The organism is Calditrichia bacterium, from assembly GCA_020634975.1.
Lineage (GTDB): Bacteria > Calditrichota > Calditrichia > RBG-13-44-9 > J075 > JACKAQ01.
This window is the reverse complement of record JACKAQ010000001.1, coordinates 2,716,443-2,732,460: the sequence shown is the minus strand read 5'-3', so window position 1 is coordinate 2,732,460 and position 16,018 is coordinate 2,716,443. Positions and strand designations below refer to the sequence as shown.

The 16,018-nt window shown below is 47.6% G+C and carries 11 protein-coding genes; 9 read left to right on the top strand and 2 right to left on the bottom strand.

Going from position 1 to position 16,018, the window contains the following annotated elements; genetic code table 11:
• Positions 1–4 precede the first annotated feature (4 nt).
• Positions 5–1,483, bottom strand: coding sequence for an anthranilate synthase component I (trpE, locus tag H6629_11020; protein ID MCB9068327.1), 1,479 nt, complete (start codon positions 1,481–1,483; stop codon positions 5–7).
• Positions 1,484–2,088: 605 nt separating this feature from the next.
• On the opposite strand from trpE, the gene H6629_11015 reads away from it, so the two are divergent.
• The 6 genes from H6629_11015 to H6629_10990 all read left to right on the top strand — a co-directional run bounded on the left by H6629_11015 (position 2,089) and on the right by H6629_10990 (position 9,440).
• Entirely contained in the window at positions 2,089–2,652 is a 564-nt protein-coding gene (locus H6629_11015; protein MCB9068326.1) for a hypothetical protein, read from the top strand.
• 151 nt (positions 2,653–2,803) lie between these two features.
• Positions 2,804–3,280: a hypothetical protein gene (locus tag H6629_11010; protein ID MCB9068325.1), complete on the top strand. Its 477-nt coding sequence runs from the start codon at positions 2,804–2,806 to the stop codon at positions 3,278–3,280.
• Between the two features lie 85 nt (positions 3,281–3,365).
• On the top strand, positions 3,366–4,550 hold the full coding sequence (locus H6629_11005) for an endonuclease/exonuclease/phosphatase family protein (GenBank protein MCB9068324.1): 1,185 nt from the start codon (positions 3,366–3,368) through the stop codon (positions 4,548–4,550).
• A gap of 95 nt (positions 4,551–4,645) precedes the next feature.
• Positions 4,646–5,320, top strand: a complete 675-nt coding sequence (locus tag H6629_11000; GenBank protein ID MCB9068323.1) for a hypothetical protein — start codon at positions 4,646–4,648, stop codon at positions 5,318–5,320.
• 203 nt (positions 5,321–5,523) lie between these two features.
• Complete coding sequence (locus H6629_10995) at positions 5,524–7,905, top strand: protein kinase (protein ID MCB9068322.1); 2,382 nt, start codon at positions 5,524–5,526, stop codon at positions 7,903–7,905.
• The gene (locus H6629_10990; protein MCB9068321.1) at positions 7,905–9,440 is read left to right on the top strand and encodes a sigma 54-interacting transcriptional regulator; all 1,536 of its coding nucleotides are present in this window, start codon (positions 7,905–7,907) and stop codon (positions 9,438–9,440) included. Before H6629_10995 ends, H6629_10990 begins: the two co-directional genes overlap by 1 nt.
• A gap of 3 nt (positions 9,441–9,443) precedes the next feature.
• Here the strand turns inward: H6629_10990 and H6629_10985 are convergent, their stop codons facing one another.
• Entirely contained in the window at positions 9,444–10,331 is an 888-nt protein-coding gene (locus tag H6629_10985) for an NAD(P)H-binding protein (GenBank protein MCB9068320.1), read from the bottom strand.
• A gap of 242 nt (positions 10,332–10,573) precedes the next feature.
• Between H6629_10985 and H6629_10980 the strand changes: the two genes are divergently transcribed.
• From H6629_10980 to H6629_10970, 3 genes are all read left to right on the top strand, one after another.
• Positions 10,574–13,096, top strand: a complete 2,523-nt coding sequence (locus H6629_10980; protein ID MCB9068319.1) for an AAA family ATPase — start codon at positions 10,574–10,576, stop codon at positions 13,094–13,096.
• A 287-nt stretch (positions 13,097–13,383) separates the two neighbouring features.
• Positions 13,384–14,553 carry an acyl-CoA dehydrogenase family protein gene (locus H6629_10975; protein MCB9068318.1) on the top strand — a complete coding sequence of 390 codons (1,170 nt, stop codon included), beginning with the start codon at positions 13,384–13,386 and terminating at the stop codon, positions 14,551–14,553.
• Between the two features lie 98 nt (positions 14,554–14,651).
• Complete coding sequence (locus H6629_10970; GenBank protein ID MCB9068317.1) at positions 14,652–15,662, top strand: response regulator; 1,011 nt, start codon at positions 14,652–14,654, stop codon at positions 15,660–15,662.
• Positions 15,663–16,018: the final 356 nt, after the last annotated feature.

Sequence of the window (16,018 nt, the reverse complement as noted above, 5' to 3'; positions counted from 1 at the left end):
CGCCTCAAACCTCCAGCCCGCCTTCGGCGAGGGCGATGGCCGCACGAATGGCGTTGGATTTGTGCACGGTTTCCTGATATTCCTTTTCCGGCACGGAATCGGCGACAATGCCCGCACCCGCCTGAAAATACGCCACACCGTTGATAACTTCCAGCGTACGGATGGTGATGCAGGTGTCCATATTTCCCGAAAAACCGATGTAACCGAGCGCACCGGCGTACACACCGCGTCGCTCCGGCTCAAAATTTTCGATAATTTCCATCGCCCGGATTTTCGGGGCACCGCTAACGGTTCCGGCGGGAAATCCGGCTTTCAACGCGTCGATCGCATCCAAACCGGGATGCAGCCGCCCGCGAACTTCGGAAACGATGTGCATCACGTGGCTGTATTTTTCGATGATCATCCGGTCGGTGAGCTGCACGCTGCCGTATTCGGACACGCGCCCGACATCGTTGCGCCCCAAATCCACCAGCATGGCGTGTTCGGCAATTTCCTTTTCATCGGCGAGCAAATCTTCGGCGAGACGCGCGTCTTCGGCAGCGGATTTTCCGCGCGGTCGGGTGCCGGCAATCGGGCGAACCACCACTTCGCCATCTTCAACGCGCACCAGTAATTCCGGGCTGGCACCGATAGTCGAATGATCGCCATGCCGCAAAAAATAGAGATACGGCGAGGGATTAATCACCCGCAGCGCCCGGTAAATATCGAATGGTGGCACGGATATTTTCCGGGAAAATTTTTGCGAGAGCACCACCTGAAAAATATCCCCGGCTTTGATGTGCGCTTTTGATTTGCGCACAGCTTCACAAAAATCATCTTCGTTGAAATTGGAAGTCACGTTTTCGTGCCCCCCTTCGCCGGTTACTTCGCGGGGTTCCAGCGGTTGGCGCAAAATGTTTTTGATAGCCGCGATGCGCGAGATGGCTTCGTCGTATGCGGCTTTCAGATTCATCCCACCTTCGAGAATCACATTTGCGACGATAATCACCTGTTGTTTTACGTGATCGAACGCCAGAATCGTGTCGTACAAACCGAGCGCGGCATCTGTCGCGTTGTGATCGTGTTCGTGCAAATCCGGCAGCTTTTCAATCAGCCGAACCGTATCGTAGCCAAAAAACCCGACGAAACCACCACAAAAGCGCGGGAGATTCGGGTCATTCACAAAACGGTATCGTTTCAGCTCCGTTTGCAGAAATGAGAAAATATCTTTCGACACGGTTTCGCGGTGTCCGTTTTCGATCAGCTCCACAGCGTTGTTGCGAAAGACAATTTTCTGACGGGGATTGCGTCCCAAAAATGAGTAGCGGGCGAGTTTTTCACCACCTTCAACAGATTCCAGCAGGAAACCGTCTTCCGTATCGCCGCAAAGTTTGAGGAATGCCGAAACCGGCGTGAGCATATCTGCGAGCATCGCTTCTGCCACCGGAATCACATTGCCGTGCATCGCCATTTGTTGAAATTGCGCAAATGAAATTGTGTTCATAAAATGTCCTTTTTTCGCCGAGTGACGTCGATTTTATTCCAAAAGTAAAGTACCGAATTAACCGCAGAGGGCTCAGAGAACGCAGAGTATGCAGAGGTAAATAAAGCTTTCCTCTGAAACGAATTAATCCGCTGCTCTCTCCGCGATCTTTGCGTTCTCCGCGGTTATAAAAAAGCGCTGAATCGTTACGCCCAAAATATAAAAAAAATCCCGCCTGTGTTGGAGGCGGGACGGATTGTTCTCAAAAATTGTTGCAACTGATGTTAGCGCACAGAAATCCCACCTCGTTTGTCGAGCAGATGCCACCACCAGCCGTGCCAGTTGTTGGAAATTGCGGGATTTGTTTTCTGCGTCATCATCTATCCTAAGTTTCGACCGGAGAATATACATCTGATTGCGGGTATCGTCAAGCGTAAATATCGCGAAATGCCCGCACAATGTTATACATATTTATACAGGTTTGAAATCAATCATACTTTTTTGCAAATGGCCTTCATAAATACATCTCACCCAACTTCATAATTTTCAGATACTTGGCATCGCATTGTTTCTGTGGCATTAATATTGAAGTATCGAATACTGAAATCAAGATGGAGGTATTAAAAATGAACAGGCATACCAAAGTTTTCATGTGCATTGCTATCGCCTTAGCTGCCATTTCGAGTGGCTGTACCCACACGAAAATGCTCTATCGTGCAGATTTGGCAAATGAAATTCGCTCCTCGAAAAATACAACTGGAGCAATCGTGCTAAATTCCGGTGAGCACTTTAACATCCGAAGTATCGATGTGCACGGCGATTCTGTTTCGTGGAATGTTGAAGAATCGGAATCAGCCGCAACTGCGCATAACCGCGATATTTACGAAATCAGGTTAAACAGCCGGGGTAAAGGCTTTGCAGACGGCATGGGCATTGGTGGATTGATCGGATTTGTTGCCGGACTATCAATCGGTTTCTCCAGCGGCGGGGATGAGTGGCTTGGCGCAAGTTCTGCAGATTTTGCGGCTGCCGGGGCAATGTTTTTTGGTTTCACAGGTTCAATTTTGGGTGGTATTGTCGGCGCAGCAAAGGGGAGCGTGAACAACCATATCCTCACCGATGATCCACCGAAGAAGAAAGAATCTCCTCCGCAACAGGAAATCGATTTTGGCTACAATGACACAGAATAGTAAAGCAAACGATGTAAAAAGGTAAAGAGAAATGAACACCTTAACAACGATCCGTTTGAACATATTCAAATTGTTCATATTGACTATAGCGATGATGATTTGCGGCTGCACCCACAGCCGCATGGTATCGCGGATTGATCTGGCAAAAGAATTGGAGCGCACCAACAATCCTAACACTGGTGAAATAACAAAACTGAATGGCAACAAATTCCGGGCTAAACATATTTTTGTCGAGAGAGATTCCGTATTCTGGCTCAATCCCGGCATGGAAGTTTTGGGATCCCGTCACATTTCCGGTCACATTTCGAATATTCGGGAAATTTCATTGATCAGTTATGGCAAAGGTGTGGCGGAAGGATTCGTTACGGGTGCTGCAATTGGATTTGCCGGTGGATTTTTCATTGGCTATGCAGATGGCGATGATCCACCGAGTAATGAGCCATTCGGCGATTTTCTCCGGTTTAGCGCCGGTGAAAAAGGATTGATTCTCGGCGTTGCTTTAGGGGGGATTGGTGCTATTGTCGGCATTGTTACAGGTGCGATATCAGGTAGTCGTGAAAAGATGATTATTAAAGATAATCAACCGGTGAATGCCGCCAATTTGTTACCCAAACATAATGGAAGATAGTTTTCAACTGATTCGCAAAATATCCCAGCTTGTACAAGCGATATAAAATCATGCATCAACATTTATTTCAAAGGAGGATTTTATCATGAACCTCAAACCTTTGTTTTATATGATCTTGGGTGCGTTTTTGGTACTGTTTAGCTGTGACGATACGGATTCGTCAGTTTCAACGAAATTCCCGGATGAACAAAATATGGCATCTGATGAATGGGATGACGACGCAGATTGGGCACTCGAAAAGCGGCGGCATCGCTATGAAAAAGTAACCGTAATGACCTGGAATGTGTATGTCGGCACAGACGTGGACAAAGTGCTTGCGGCGCAAAATCCGGATGAGATTCCCGTACTGGTTGCGGAAGCGTTCGCGTTGTTGCAGCAAACCAATTTCGCCGAACGGGCAGATTTTATGGCAAAAGAAATCGCCCGGAAAAAACCGCATCTCATCGGATTACAGGAGATTTCCAAAATTTTGCTGCAATCGCCGGGCGATGCCCATCTGGGCAATCCGGTGCAGGCAACGGATGTGTATCAGGATTTTCTGGAGATTTTTATGGCAGCGCTGCATCATCATCGGCAACATTATTCGATGGCAGGCATCATTCAAAACACCGATGTGGAGGTGCCAATGTTAGTAAGCGTTGATCCGTTGGCATTTGACGATGTCCGGCTGATCGATTACGACGTAGTGCTGGTCCGCAACGGTGTGGAATACTCAAATGTTGTTACGGCAAATTACAATGCGCGGCTGCCGATTTCGACATTCGGCATCGACATTTTGCGCGGCTATGTTGCTGTGGACGCCAAAATTTGCGGTAATGATTATCGCTTTGTCAGTACACATCTGGAATCCGATTACGATCCCATTCAACTTGCCCAGGCGAGTGAATTGATCGGTTATCTCCAAACCGAAACCAAACCGGTCATTCTGGTTGGCGATTTCAACAGTAATGCGGCTCTCGATGAAGCGACATATCAGTTTATTTCGGAAAATGATTTTGTAGAAACGTGGCCGCTCAATCACGGCTGGAATCACCAAAATCCGGATGGGTTTACCGCGCCGCATGACCCGGATTTGCGAAACACGGATATTCATCTTGCCGAAAGGATTGATCTGGTATTTTTCCGTCCCGAAATGCAATCCAACGGTGAGCTGCTCATCAAATCCCGGGTGATCGGCGATGAATACCGGGAACGAACCCGTTCAAAAATGTGGCCATCGGATCATGCCGGAGTGGCTGTCAAACTGGCGATTCCGTATAAACGCCATTGATGGAATCATATTCATAAATGGCAGTTTTCCCCCGCTCAATCGATGCTGCAATTGGTTGAGCGGGAAAGAATAAAAAAATTACCCGGAGGTGAGTCATGAAACCATCAACAGTCAATTTACACAAAAACGTTTTTCGCAATCATTTGCGAAGCAATGTTTTCCCGGCACTGATGATTGGCGCACTTCTGCTGACGCTATTGAATTGCGCACCGGTTTTTTCCGATCTGCAAAGCGCCCGCATGGTCGAAAAAGATAAAGTTGAAATTACGCCAAGTTATTCATCAATATCATTTTCGGAAGACGGAGAGTCAGGGCATGTGCAAAACCATTATGGGTTACAAATTGCCCACGGCTCTTCCGATAAAGCTAACTTGCGTTTTCGCTACGAAAGAATTCAAGAAGAAGATTTTGGGTTAAACGTGATTGGTTTGGGGCCAAAATACGCGATTTTACCCAACCGCATTGCGTTTTATTGCCCGATAGGAATGGCGTTTGGAGAAGATGTCGATATCTCTGAAACATATGAAATTCACCCGACGTTACTGATGAATGTGTTGGAAAACCGCCAGTTTGATTTGTATGTCAATTCAAAAGTGTTAATTCCTATTGCGCGAGAAAACGGAGAAATATTGATTGCATTTAATATCGGCGCGGCAGTTGGTCCCGATTTGGGGAAATTTGCGATTCGACCGGAAATAGGCTATCTGTTTAATCCGGAAGAAAAGGGTCATTTCCGGCATTTAAGCATCGGGTTTTCTGTAACGCCGTAAAAAAAACAATGTAATAAACATTCTTTATGCGATGCGGGCTGTTACTCCGGTTTATAAAACAATGTAGCTTGAAGAAGGTCAGGATTTCAGGAAAAGGTTTCCTTTTGGTTGAACATATCGTAATTTAACGGAGGTTATCGATGCCAATAATGTAAGTTAAGATAGATCGGAATATACGTTCTCACTCAAACGGGGAGAAGTATATGAAGAGCCGGCGTTTCGAACAAACGATTTCCCATTACCGGATCATTGAAAAAATTGGTCAGGGCGGTATGGGAATCGTTTATAAAGGCATCGATGAAAAACTCTCCCGACCTGTTGCCATCAAATTCCTGCCCCGATATTTGAGCGATGAACAAGAGCACATCGACCGGTTTGTTCAGGAAGCCAAAGCTGCTTCCGCACTGGATCATCCCAACATTTGCACCATTCACGAAATTGATGAAACCGAAGACGGGCAACTGTTCATCGTGATGAATTATTACGAAGGCGACAGCCTGCGAACAAAAATTGACAGCCAACAATTAACTGCAAATTATGATGATATTGTAAAATTGGCAATCCAGATTGCCGAAGGATTAGAGGTAGCACATGAACGCGGCATTATTCACCGCGATATAAAACCGGAAAATATTTGGGTGACACCTGAAAATGTTATAAAAATACTGGACTTCGGGCTGGCGAAGATCCGGGGTTCGGCCGTCACGCACGATTTCCTGGCGTTGGGCACACTTCGGTATGTCTCGCCGGAACAGTTGCGCGGCGATCCCGCCGACGAACGCAGCGACATCTGGTCGTTCGGTATTGTTTTGTATGAAATGCTTTGCGGCGATATACCGTTTTCCGGCGATGTGGATTCTGCACTTTTTTACAGTATTTTGAACGATGAACCGGCAAGTTTGCAGGAAAAGATACCCGACATTCCTGCAGCACTTTTACAGATTGTCCAAAAAGCAACCCGTCGTTCACCGGCGGAACGCTACCAAAAAACATCTGAAATTTTGGCTGATTTACGAGCGTTTTCGCAACAAACAGTGGTTGCCCCAATAACGAAAAAGACAGTAGCGGACACAGCTCATCAAAAACGTAAACGTTTGTTTTTATTTGGATTTATCATCGCTATTGCATGGTTGTTTGTCTTTCAGTTGAATCGCGATTCCCAACCGCCGCCGGAACAACCCATTCGCCTGGCGGTGTTACCGTTCGAAACCCCGGACGCAGGCGGCAGCGACGCATATTTTGCCGATGGTATCACCGAAGCCATCATCTCGCGGATTTCCCCGCTGGATAATCTGGAAGTTATTGCCAAACCATCCAGCGACCGGTTTCGCCAAAAAACACATGATTTGCCGGAAATTGCCCGACGCCTGAATGTATCCCACATTGTTACAGGAAGTGTGCGAACAACGGATTCGCAAATTCACATTAATATTCAAATTATCAATCTGCAAAATGAAACGAATGTCTGGTCGAACGCCTACCTTGCACCGTTCGATGACATTTTTGCCGTCCAAAATGACATCGCCCGTAACGTTGCCGACGCATTGCAGATTCGACTGAAATCTGCAGAGCAGGCACAACTGGTGCGCAAGCCTCCTGAAAATATGGAGGCTTACACACTGTATCTGAAGGGGCGATATAACTGGAATCAGCGGACCCCGGAATCGCTGGTCCGGGCGCTGGAATTTTTCCAGCAAGCAACTGTTTTGGATTCCAATTTTGCGCTGGCTTATACCGGCATTGCCGATGCGCTGGCGCTATTCAGCAGCACCGAATACGGCGTAATGTCTGCAGCGCAGGCAATGCCGCAAGCGAAAGCGGCAGTGTTGCGGGCCATCCGGCTGGCACCGGATTTGGCAGAGGCACACACCGCGCTGGCAAATATCAAAATGAATTATGATTGGGATATTCCCGGTGCGGAAGCGGCATTTCGAAAAGCATTATCGTTGAATACCGATTACGCCACAGCGCATCACTGGTATGCCATTTTGCTAATGCTGAAAGGCGAAAAGGCCGCTTCACTGGCAGAAATTGAGATCGCCCGTCGGCTCGACCCGGTTTCCGCGGTAATCAATACAGAGGTTGGTTGGCTGTTGCGGTTCGCCAGAAAATACCCGGAAGCCGTTCAACAGTTCAAATCGACAATTAAGCTGGATCCCCAATTTGCCGTAACCCATGTAAATTTGGGGTTAACATATTCAGCGATGAATCAACCGGATAGCGCCATTCTCGAATTCCGGATTGCGGAAAAGCTCTCCAATCGCCATCCGATGACCATTGCATTACTGGGTTATGCCTATGCTTTGAACGGTCAGGATTCTCTGGCAAACAGCAAGCTGGCACAATTGGAAGAAATGGAGAAAAAACATCTGTATCTGAACCCGTTTTATCCGGCTGTGATTCAGTTGGGATTACAAAATACCGACGCAATGTTTGCGATGTTGGAAAAAGCAGTCGCGGAGAAATCCGGCTATCTCATTTATTTGGCGATTGACCCGCTGGCTGATCCGTTGCGCGAAAACAACCGCTTCCGGGAAATTGTTCGGAAAATCGGCATTTCCCAGCAACGCAGGGAGAAAACCTGATGCAACAGTTGGATGAAGATTATCTGACACCCATTTCTGCAAGTGAGCAAACGCGATGCGTTGCCAATTACAACAAGGTGATTCGGTTGCTCACAGAAATCTGGACTTTTTCCAAAATTTCCGATGTTATCGAGCATATTTGCCGGAACTGCCTGGAATTAACCGGCGCGGATCAGGTGACCATTTTCCTGTTTGATCCCGCACAACAACTGGATGCTAAAACCCTCATTCGCAAAGGCGACGACAAACACCTGCTTCTCGATAATTATTTGAACCGGTTGCTCGGCGGCTGGGTGACCCGAAACCGCCGCGCATTATGCTGCGGAAATCTGGAAAGTCATTTTGGGATGGAAAATATTTCGTCCAGATACAGAGAAATTTCATCGGTAATTGCGGTACCGCTGGCTGTTGACGAAACGATAATCGGTGTGATCAATCTGGTCGTCGGAAAATCCGGCAAGCTGTTGGATAAATTGGATTTACATCTCATCGAAATGCTGGCACCGCACTGTGCACAATTCATCCGCAATGCGCATCTTCAGGAAGAAATGTTCTCCGAAACCAACCGGCTGAAACAGGCGCTTCGGGAAAAATATGATTTCGAAGAATTGGTGGGACGCAGCCGTAAAATGCAGGCGGTTTTTACACTGTTGGAAAACGTGATGCCAACCGATGTGCGAGTACTTATCCACGGCGAAAGCGGCACCGGGAAAGAACGCATCGCACGGATTCTGCATTTTAACGGCCCCCGAAAAAATGCGCCATTTGTGGCGGTGGACTGTGCCGCTTTGCCCGCAGCTTTACTGGAAAGCGAGCTGTTCGGCTATGTGAAAGGCGCGTTTACCGGCGCGGATCGCCATCACAAAGGGCTATTTGCAGAAGCAAATGGCGGAACGATTTTTCTCGATGAAATTGGGAATATGTCAACACCGCTTCAGGCAAAACTGTTGCGGGTGTTGCAGGAAGAAGAAATTCGACCGGTTGGTGATAGCAAAACACATAAAATTGACGTTCGGGTGATCGCCGCAACCAGCGCAGATTTGCGCACCGCGATGGATAACGGCACATTCCGACAGGATCTGTTTTACCGGCTGAACATTATCAACATCCATTTGCCCCCACTGCGGGAGCGAATCGCGGATATCGCAGTTCTCGCTCATCATTTTTTGAAACATTTCACGAAAAAATACGGCAAAACGGTTCGCGGATTGACAGCCAATTGCATCGCACTTCTGGAACGCCACCACTGGCCGGGAAATGTTCGCGAACTGGAACACGCGTTGGAGCGTGCGGTAATTCTCTGTCAGTCCGATTATTTGACGGAATGCGATTTTCCGGAGCAACAGCAAACCGCGCTGCATCCGGACGCCTTGTTTCAGCCACGCCCGCTGCAAAACGCAACTGTCGATTTCAAAAAACTGTTCATCGAAGCAGTGTTGCAGCAAACCGGTGGCAGCCAAATCAAGGCTGCCAAAATTTTACAAATTCAACGAACCTATCTCAACCGGTTAATAAAAGAGTTAAATATCCGCTGAATATCATGAGATTACGTGTTCACTGGCAATTTCGTGCGCAAATTCCCGCAGCGTAACGGCCGGTTTGCCAAGTTCCGCCCAGGTTTTCTCCGATTCAAATTGTTCGGGATATTTGTTGAGCGCTTCGCAAATGTTTGCAACGTAGCTCATTTTCGATGAAAAAATGCCCAGGAATTTCAGCAATCCCAGCGGCGTTCGGAAAATTTTCACCTGCGGCGCAGCAATTTCGAGATAAATTTTAGCCGATTCTTCCAACGTAAATGCTTCCGGTCCCTGCACCGCGTATTCGCGGTTTTCATCGGGTTTGAGAATGTCGAACGCTTTTGCCACCTGTTTGCCGTAATCGCTGCCGGCAATCCACCAGTAATGCACATCCGATTTTCCGGCAACCAAAAATTTATTGCCATCGGTATACACTTCCGGCAAATCTTCCAGAAAATTCGACGGATAAAAAATGGCATACGGAATGCCCGATTGTTTGATATTGCGCAACGCCTCGCGTTTGATATCGAACGCCCACCAGCGAAAACCGTTCATCCCGTTGTATCGCTGCACCAGCGATGACAAATAGCCGATCCGCTGAATATTTTTGTCTTTCGCGGCTGCCAGAATATTGCTGATGCCTTCGCGTTCCGGCTGAAAATCGGTTGTTTTTGAATCCTGCGCAACGGAGAGATTGATGTAAATACCATCCGCATTTTCCAACGCATTTTGGATATCCGGCAAACTGTCCAGGTCACCGCGAATCAGATTGACCGATCCCGGCAGCACCTCGCGCGCCTTTTCGGGACTGCGAACCATTGCAGTAATTTTGTATCCGGCAGCAACCAGTTCCCGAACAACCGGTTTCCCGAGCATTCCTGTTGCACCAAAAACAGTTATATTTTTCATCATTCACCTCCATTTTACAAATTTAACATACCACATTGTATGTTATACGAACGCAATATCCAAAATTTACAGATTTTTTATTTTTTAATCGCCGATCACAAACAACGCCGGACAAATACATTTTTTCTTTGAATCATTTCGCAAGATTGTATAGTTTATTGTAAAAGCTATTGAAATAGCGACGTTTTCGGTGAATATCGTTTTTTCCCACAGAACTCATCTGCAATTGGAAAGGATTTCGAATGGCGATCAAAAAATTAGCACCCGAACAGCTCCGGCGAAGCTTCTCCGCGAAAGCGCTTCCCTTTAAAACAACCGACGACATTAGCCCGCTGGAAGGCATTATCGGGCAGGAGCGCGCGCTGAAAGCGTTGGAATTAGGTTTGGAAATCGATTCGAACGGCTACAATATTTTCGCAACCGGCACTGCCGGAACGGGACGAACCACCATCATCAAAAAAATTTTAAAAGATTACGCGCGAAAGCAAAAAGCACCGGACGACTGGTGTTACGTTTACAATTTTTCCGATCCCGATTCGCCAAAAGCACTGTCGCTGCCCGCGGGAAAAGGGCGCGAATTTCAGAACGATATGGCAGCATTTGTGGAAACGCTCTGGCGGGAAATCAAACGTGCCTTCAGCGGCGAACATTATGAGCAGCAAAAAACCGCCATCATCAACCGGGTGAATCAGGAAAAACGCCAGTTGCTCAAAAAGCTGGATGAAAAAGCGGCAGAGTTGAATTTGAAAATTCAGCCGACATCGATGGGATTTCAAACCATCCCGTTAAAAGACGGCGAGCCGATCACCCAGGAAATGTTTCAGGAATTGCCCGGAGATGAGCAGGAAAAATTGCAGGGCAACGTCGCAAATATCGAGGGCGAAATTACCGAAACCATTCGCCAGTTGGCGCGGCTGGATTTTCAGGTACGCAAACTCCTCAACCAACTGGATGAAGATGTGACCCGTTTTGTGGTCGAGCAATATGTGAACGAGCTGAAAGCGGATTACAAAAAATTTCCCCAAATTCTGGAATATCTCGATGCGGTGAGCAAAGATATTGTGTCGAACACCGCCGGTTTTTTTGAACCGGGCGGGCAGGAAGAAAATAACGGACGGGAATTCTCGCCGGAAGCGTTGTTCCGTCGCTATCGCGTTAACGTGGTGGTCGATAACGGGCATTTGAAGGGTGCGCCGGTCATCCACGAAACGCATCCCACTTACAATAATTTGATCGGGCGGATCGAAAAATATCCCGTTCAGGGCGGCGGCTATGCGACTGATTTTACGATGATTAAAGCCGGCAGTTTGCTGAAAGCCAACGGCGGATATTTGCTCACGGATGCGGAGGAAGTGCTCCGGAATCCCTATGTTTACGAATCGCTGAAACGCAGTTTGCGCAACCGCTGTTTGCGGGTGGAAGATGTGACGGAACTGTACGGAACGATCTCGATTGTTTCGCAGAAACCGCAGCCGATTCCGCTAAAATTGAAAGTGATCATGATTGGCTGGAACCGCATTTACCAAATGCTCAACGCGTACGACGACGATTTTATGCGGATTTTCAAGGTCCGTGCGGATTTCGATGAACGCACCGAATCCAAAGGCAAAGTTGCCCTGCAATATGCCCGGTTTGTCAAACGCATCATCGATGATGAGCAATTGCGAGCCTTTGACCGCGAGGCGATTGAAGAAATTATCCAGTACGGTCACCGGCTGGCGGGCGATCAGGGGAAAATTTCGCTGGAATTCGGGCAGATTATTAAAATTGTGCAACAAGCCGCTTTTTGGTCTGCGAAAGAAAATTCAAAAGCGGTGGGCAAGGATCACGTTCGCAAAGCAATTGTCGAATACGAAAACCGCCATGGTCGCCTGCGGGAAAATGTGCAGGAAAGCATTTTGCAGGACATTCGCAAAATTGTAGTTAAGGGTGAACATGTCGGGGAAATCAACGCGTTGTCGGTGTATCAGGCGGGCGGATTTTCGTTCGGCACGCCCAGCCGCATCACCGCGAAAACGTTTATCGGCAACGATGCCATCAACACCATCGAACGAAAAGTGGGGTTGAGCGGCAAAATTCACGACAAAGGCAGCTACATTCTCAGCGGTTTCTTCAACGCCATTTTTGGCGATTACAATCCGGTAAACTTTTCCGCAAGTATCGCTTTCGAGCAAAGTTACGGGCGAATTGATGGCGATAGCGCGTCATCAACAGAGCTGTATGCGCTGCTTTCCAGCCTTGCAGATGCGCCCATTAAACAGGGCATCGCTGTTACCGGATCGGTGAATCAGAACGGTGAAGTGCAGGCGATCGGCGGCGTCAACGAAAAAATCGAGGGCTTTTTTGATATCTGCAACGAAAAAGGCTTAACCGGTGAGCAAGGCGTAATGATTCCGCGCAGCAATGCCAAAGACCTGATGCTGAAACCGGAAGTGATTGCTGCGGTAAGCGCCAAAAAATTTAACATCTGGACAGTTGAAACGATTGACGACGGCGTGAAATTATTGATGGGCATGCGAACCGGCACCCGTAATATCAAAGGGCATTTTGCCAAAAATACCTTGTATTATAAAGTGGAGCAAAAGCTTCGCGAACTGAATGTCCGCTCGGAAGTCTATCGCACCGAAATCAACGAGGAGCAGAAAAAACGCACCGGCAAAGACAAAGTGAAATCTGCAAAGAACAACGACAGGAAAAAACCGGACAAAAATTCAACACCGTCAAATGGCGAAAACAGTTCGGATGAGGATAAATCCAAAGGGTAAGCTCCGGAAAATTTTCTGCCAAATCTGACACGATATAATGATCTTCAGGGCAGGTGAACACCTGCCCTGTTTTGTGCAAAATTGAGATCTCACCAGTATTTATTTTAAAAAAAGTAATATCACTTTCGTCAAATTCCTCACATGTGAATGTCCAAAAAATTTGTTTTTTTACACGCTGTGGTTTGTTTGGTGGCAGATTTTATATGAGCTTGCCAAACCTTCTCACTTTCAATAAATTTGGGCTTCTATAGGTCAATCTGCCATTAAATGAGAAGGATTTGAAACATATGAAACAATTTGAAGCTCCAGATTATTTTGATCTCGACAGCTTATTGAGCGATGAAGAAAAGATGATTCGCTCTGCTGTTCGCGAATGGGTGAGTGAACGGGTTATGCCGGTCATTGAAAATGCCTACCAATCTGCCAAATTTCCCACAGAACTGACACGCGAAATGGCTGAACTCGGATTGTTCGGCGCGAATTTACCCGAAAAATACGGTTGCGCCGGCGTGAACAACGTCGCGTACGGCATTATGATGCAGGAATTGGAACGCGGCGACAGCGGTATCCGAAGTGCTGCATCGGTTCAGGGTGCGTTAGTGATGTATCCCATTTACACTTTTGGCACCGATAAACAACGCGATCGCTGGCTGCCGAAACTGGCTTCCGGTGAAGCCATCGGCTGCTTTGGGCTGACGGAACCGGATTACGGTTCCAATCCCGGCGGGATGGTTACAACTGCTGTAAAAGACGGTAATTCGTATGTTCTGAACGGCGCAAAAATGTGGATCACCAACGGAACACCCGCAGATGTTGCGATTGTCTGGGCAAAACTGGACGGCATTATTCGCGGATTTTTGGTTGAAAAAGGAACACCCGGTTTTTCCGCACCGGAAATGTTGCACAAACATTCGCTGCGGGCATCGATCACATCGGAATTGATTTTGCAGGATTGCCGCATTCCGGCTGAAAACCTGTTACCGGAAACGGGACATTTGAAATCGCCGCTGATGTGCTTAACGCAAGCGCGTTACGGTATCGCGTGGGGCGTGATGGGCGCAGCAATGGCATGTTACGACGAAGCGCTGAACTACGCCAAATCGCGCATCCAGTTCGATAAACCGATTGCTGCGTATCAGCTCGTTCAGCAAAAACTGGTGCACATGGTAAACGAAATTACCAAAATGCAGCTGATGTCTTTACAGCTTGGACGATTGAAAGATCAGAATAAAATGAAATTTAACCAGGTTTCCATGGCAAAACGGAACAATGTGTATCACGCTCTGGAAATTGCCCGTTTAGCGCGGGATGTGCTCGGCGCGAACGGCATCACAGCGGAATACCAGACCATGCGCCACATGTGTAATCTGGAAACGGTGAAGACTTACGAAGGAACGCACGATATCCACACCCTCATCATCGGGCAGGATATTACAGGAATTCCGGCATTTTCCTGAAAATGATTAAAACGGTTTATGGCGAATGCTTCTTTTCGGAGAAGGATTCGCCGGTTTTAAGCGTCGCAAGGTGAGTGCCAAAATCATAAGGAGATGATATGTCAGGGAAGAAAACGATCCTGATTATCGAGGATGATCTCGCCTACGGCGAAATGTTGTATGAAACCATCCGCTCAAACGGATACGACGCCCATCTCGCCTATTCCGCAACTGGCGGAATTGATATCATAAAACGGGAAAAGCTGGATCTCATCATCAGCGATGTGAACATGCCGGAAATGGACGGTGTTCAGATTGCCGAGCAGATCGCCAAAATGTATCTGGATATTCCCATTGTGCTGCTCACCAGCATCAACGATCTGGAACTGGTGCGGCGGGCGCTGGAAATTGGCGTTGTCGATTATCTTGTGAAACCCACCAGCCTCAACGAACTGCCGATTGTCATCGAAAAGAACATCACCAGAAACCAACTTAAATACAACAAAAGCCACAACTTAAAAACACCTATTCTCATCAAGGCGCTTAAAGTACTGATGCGCGCGCTGGACGCAAAGGATGCATACACCTGCGGACATTCCCAACGTGTTGCACATCTGGCAATGTTAATGGGCAAAGAGCTGGAGTTGAGTCCCGAAGAAGAATACGTGCTGCAGATCAGCGCATTTTTACATGATATCGGCAAGCTGGGCATTCCGGACAGCATCCTCAAAAAAGCGGACGGATTGGAAGATTACGAATACCGCATCGCCCGCGATCACCCGGAAATCGGCAGCAAAATTATCGGCGAAATCAGCGAGCTGACCGAAGTTGCCTCCGTTGTCCGCCACCATCACGAGCGGTTCGATGGCAGCGGCTATCCCGACGGACTGAAAGGCAAAGCGATTCCTGAATTTTCCCGGATTATCGCCATCATCGATGCGTACGAAGCGCTGGTTTCCAACCGCTGTTATCGCCAGGGCGTTACCAAAAACAGCGCACTTCAGGAAATCCGCAGAAACGCCGGAATCCAGTTTGATCCGGATTTGGTTGAAATTTTCGCGACCGTTATTTCCCGCGAAATTGCCGCTGAACATGAAGTGCACGAAGATATCGTTTTAGCCGTGAATTGATTTTTTTACGGAATCAGCTCACGGTTTCTGGATGAAATCGACCGGAACAATCACTCGTTTTCCCCATAACCGGCATTTTTTCTCACTCGTTTTTTTTCCCGCCAATGCCGTTTTTCCCATTTTCCCCAGCCAAAGGTTTATTTTTTCAAGTATTTGCGAGAAAAGTATAATTTTGAAAAAACAACTTGCCTTTTTGTCATTCAACGGTTAGGTTTTGCGCAGAGCATAGAGGCGCCACGATTATCAGTAAGCGCATCGAGAGACCTGCTACTCGATTGCAGATGCGGCTGAAAGGAGTCGTGGCCGAAACATCGGACACACAGGAACGCCGGTGTTGGGCTGCAGGAAAAAATCTT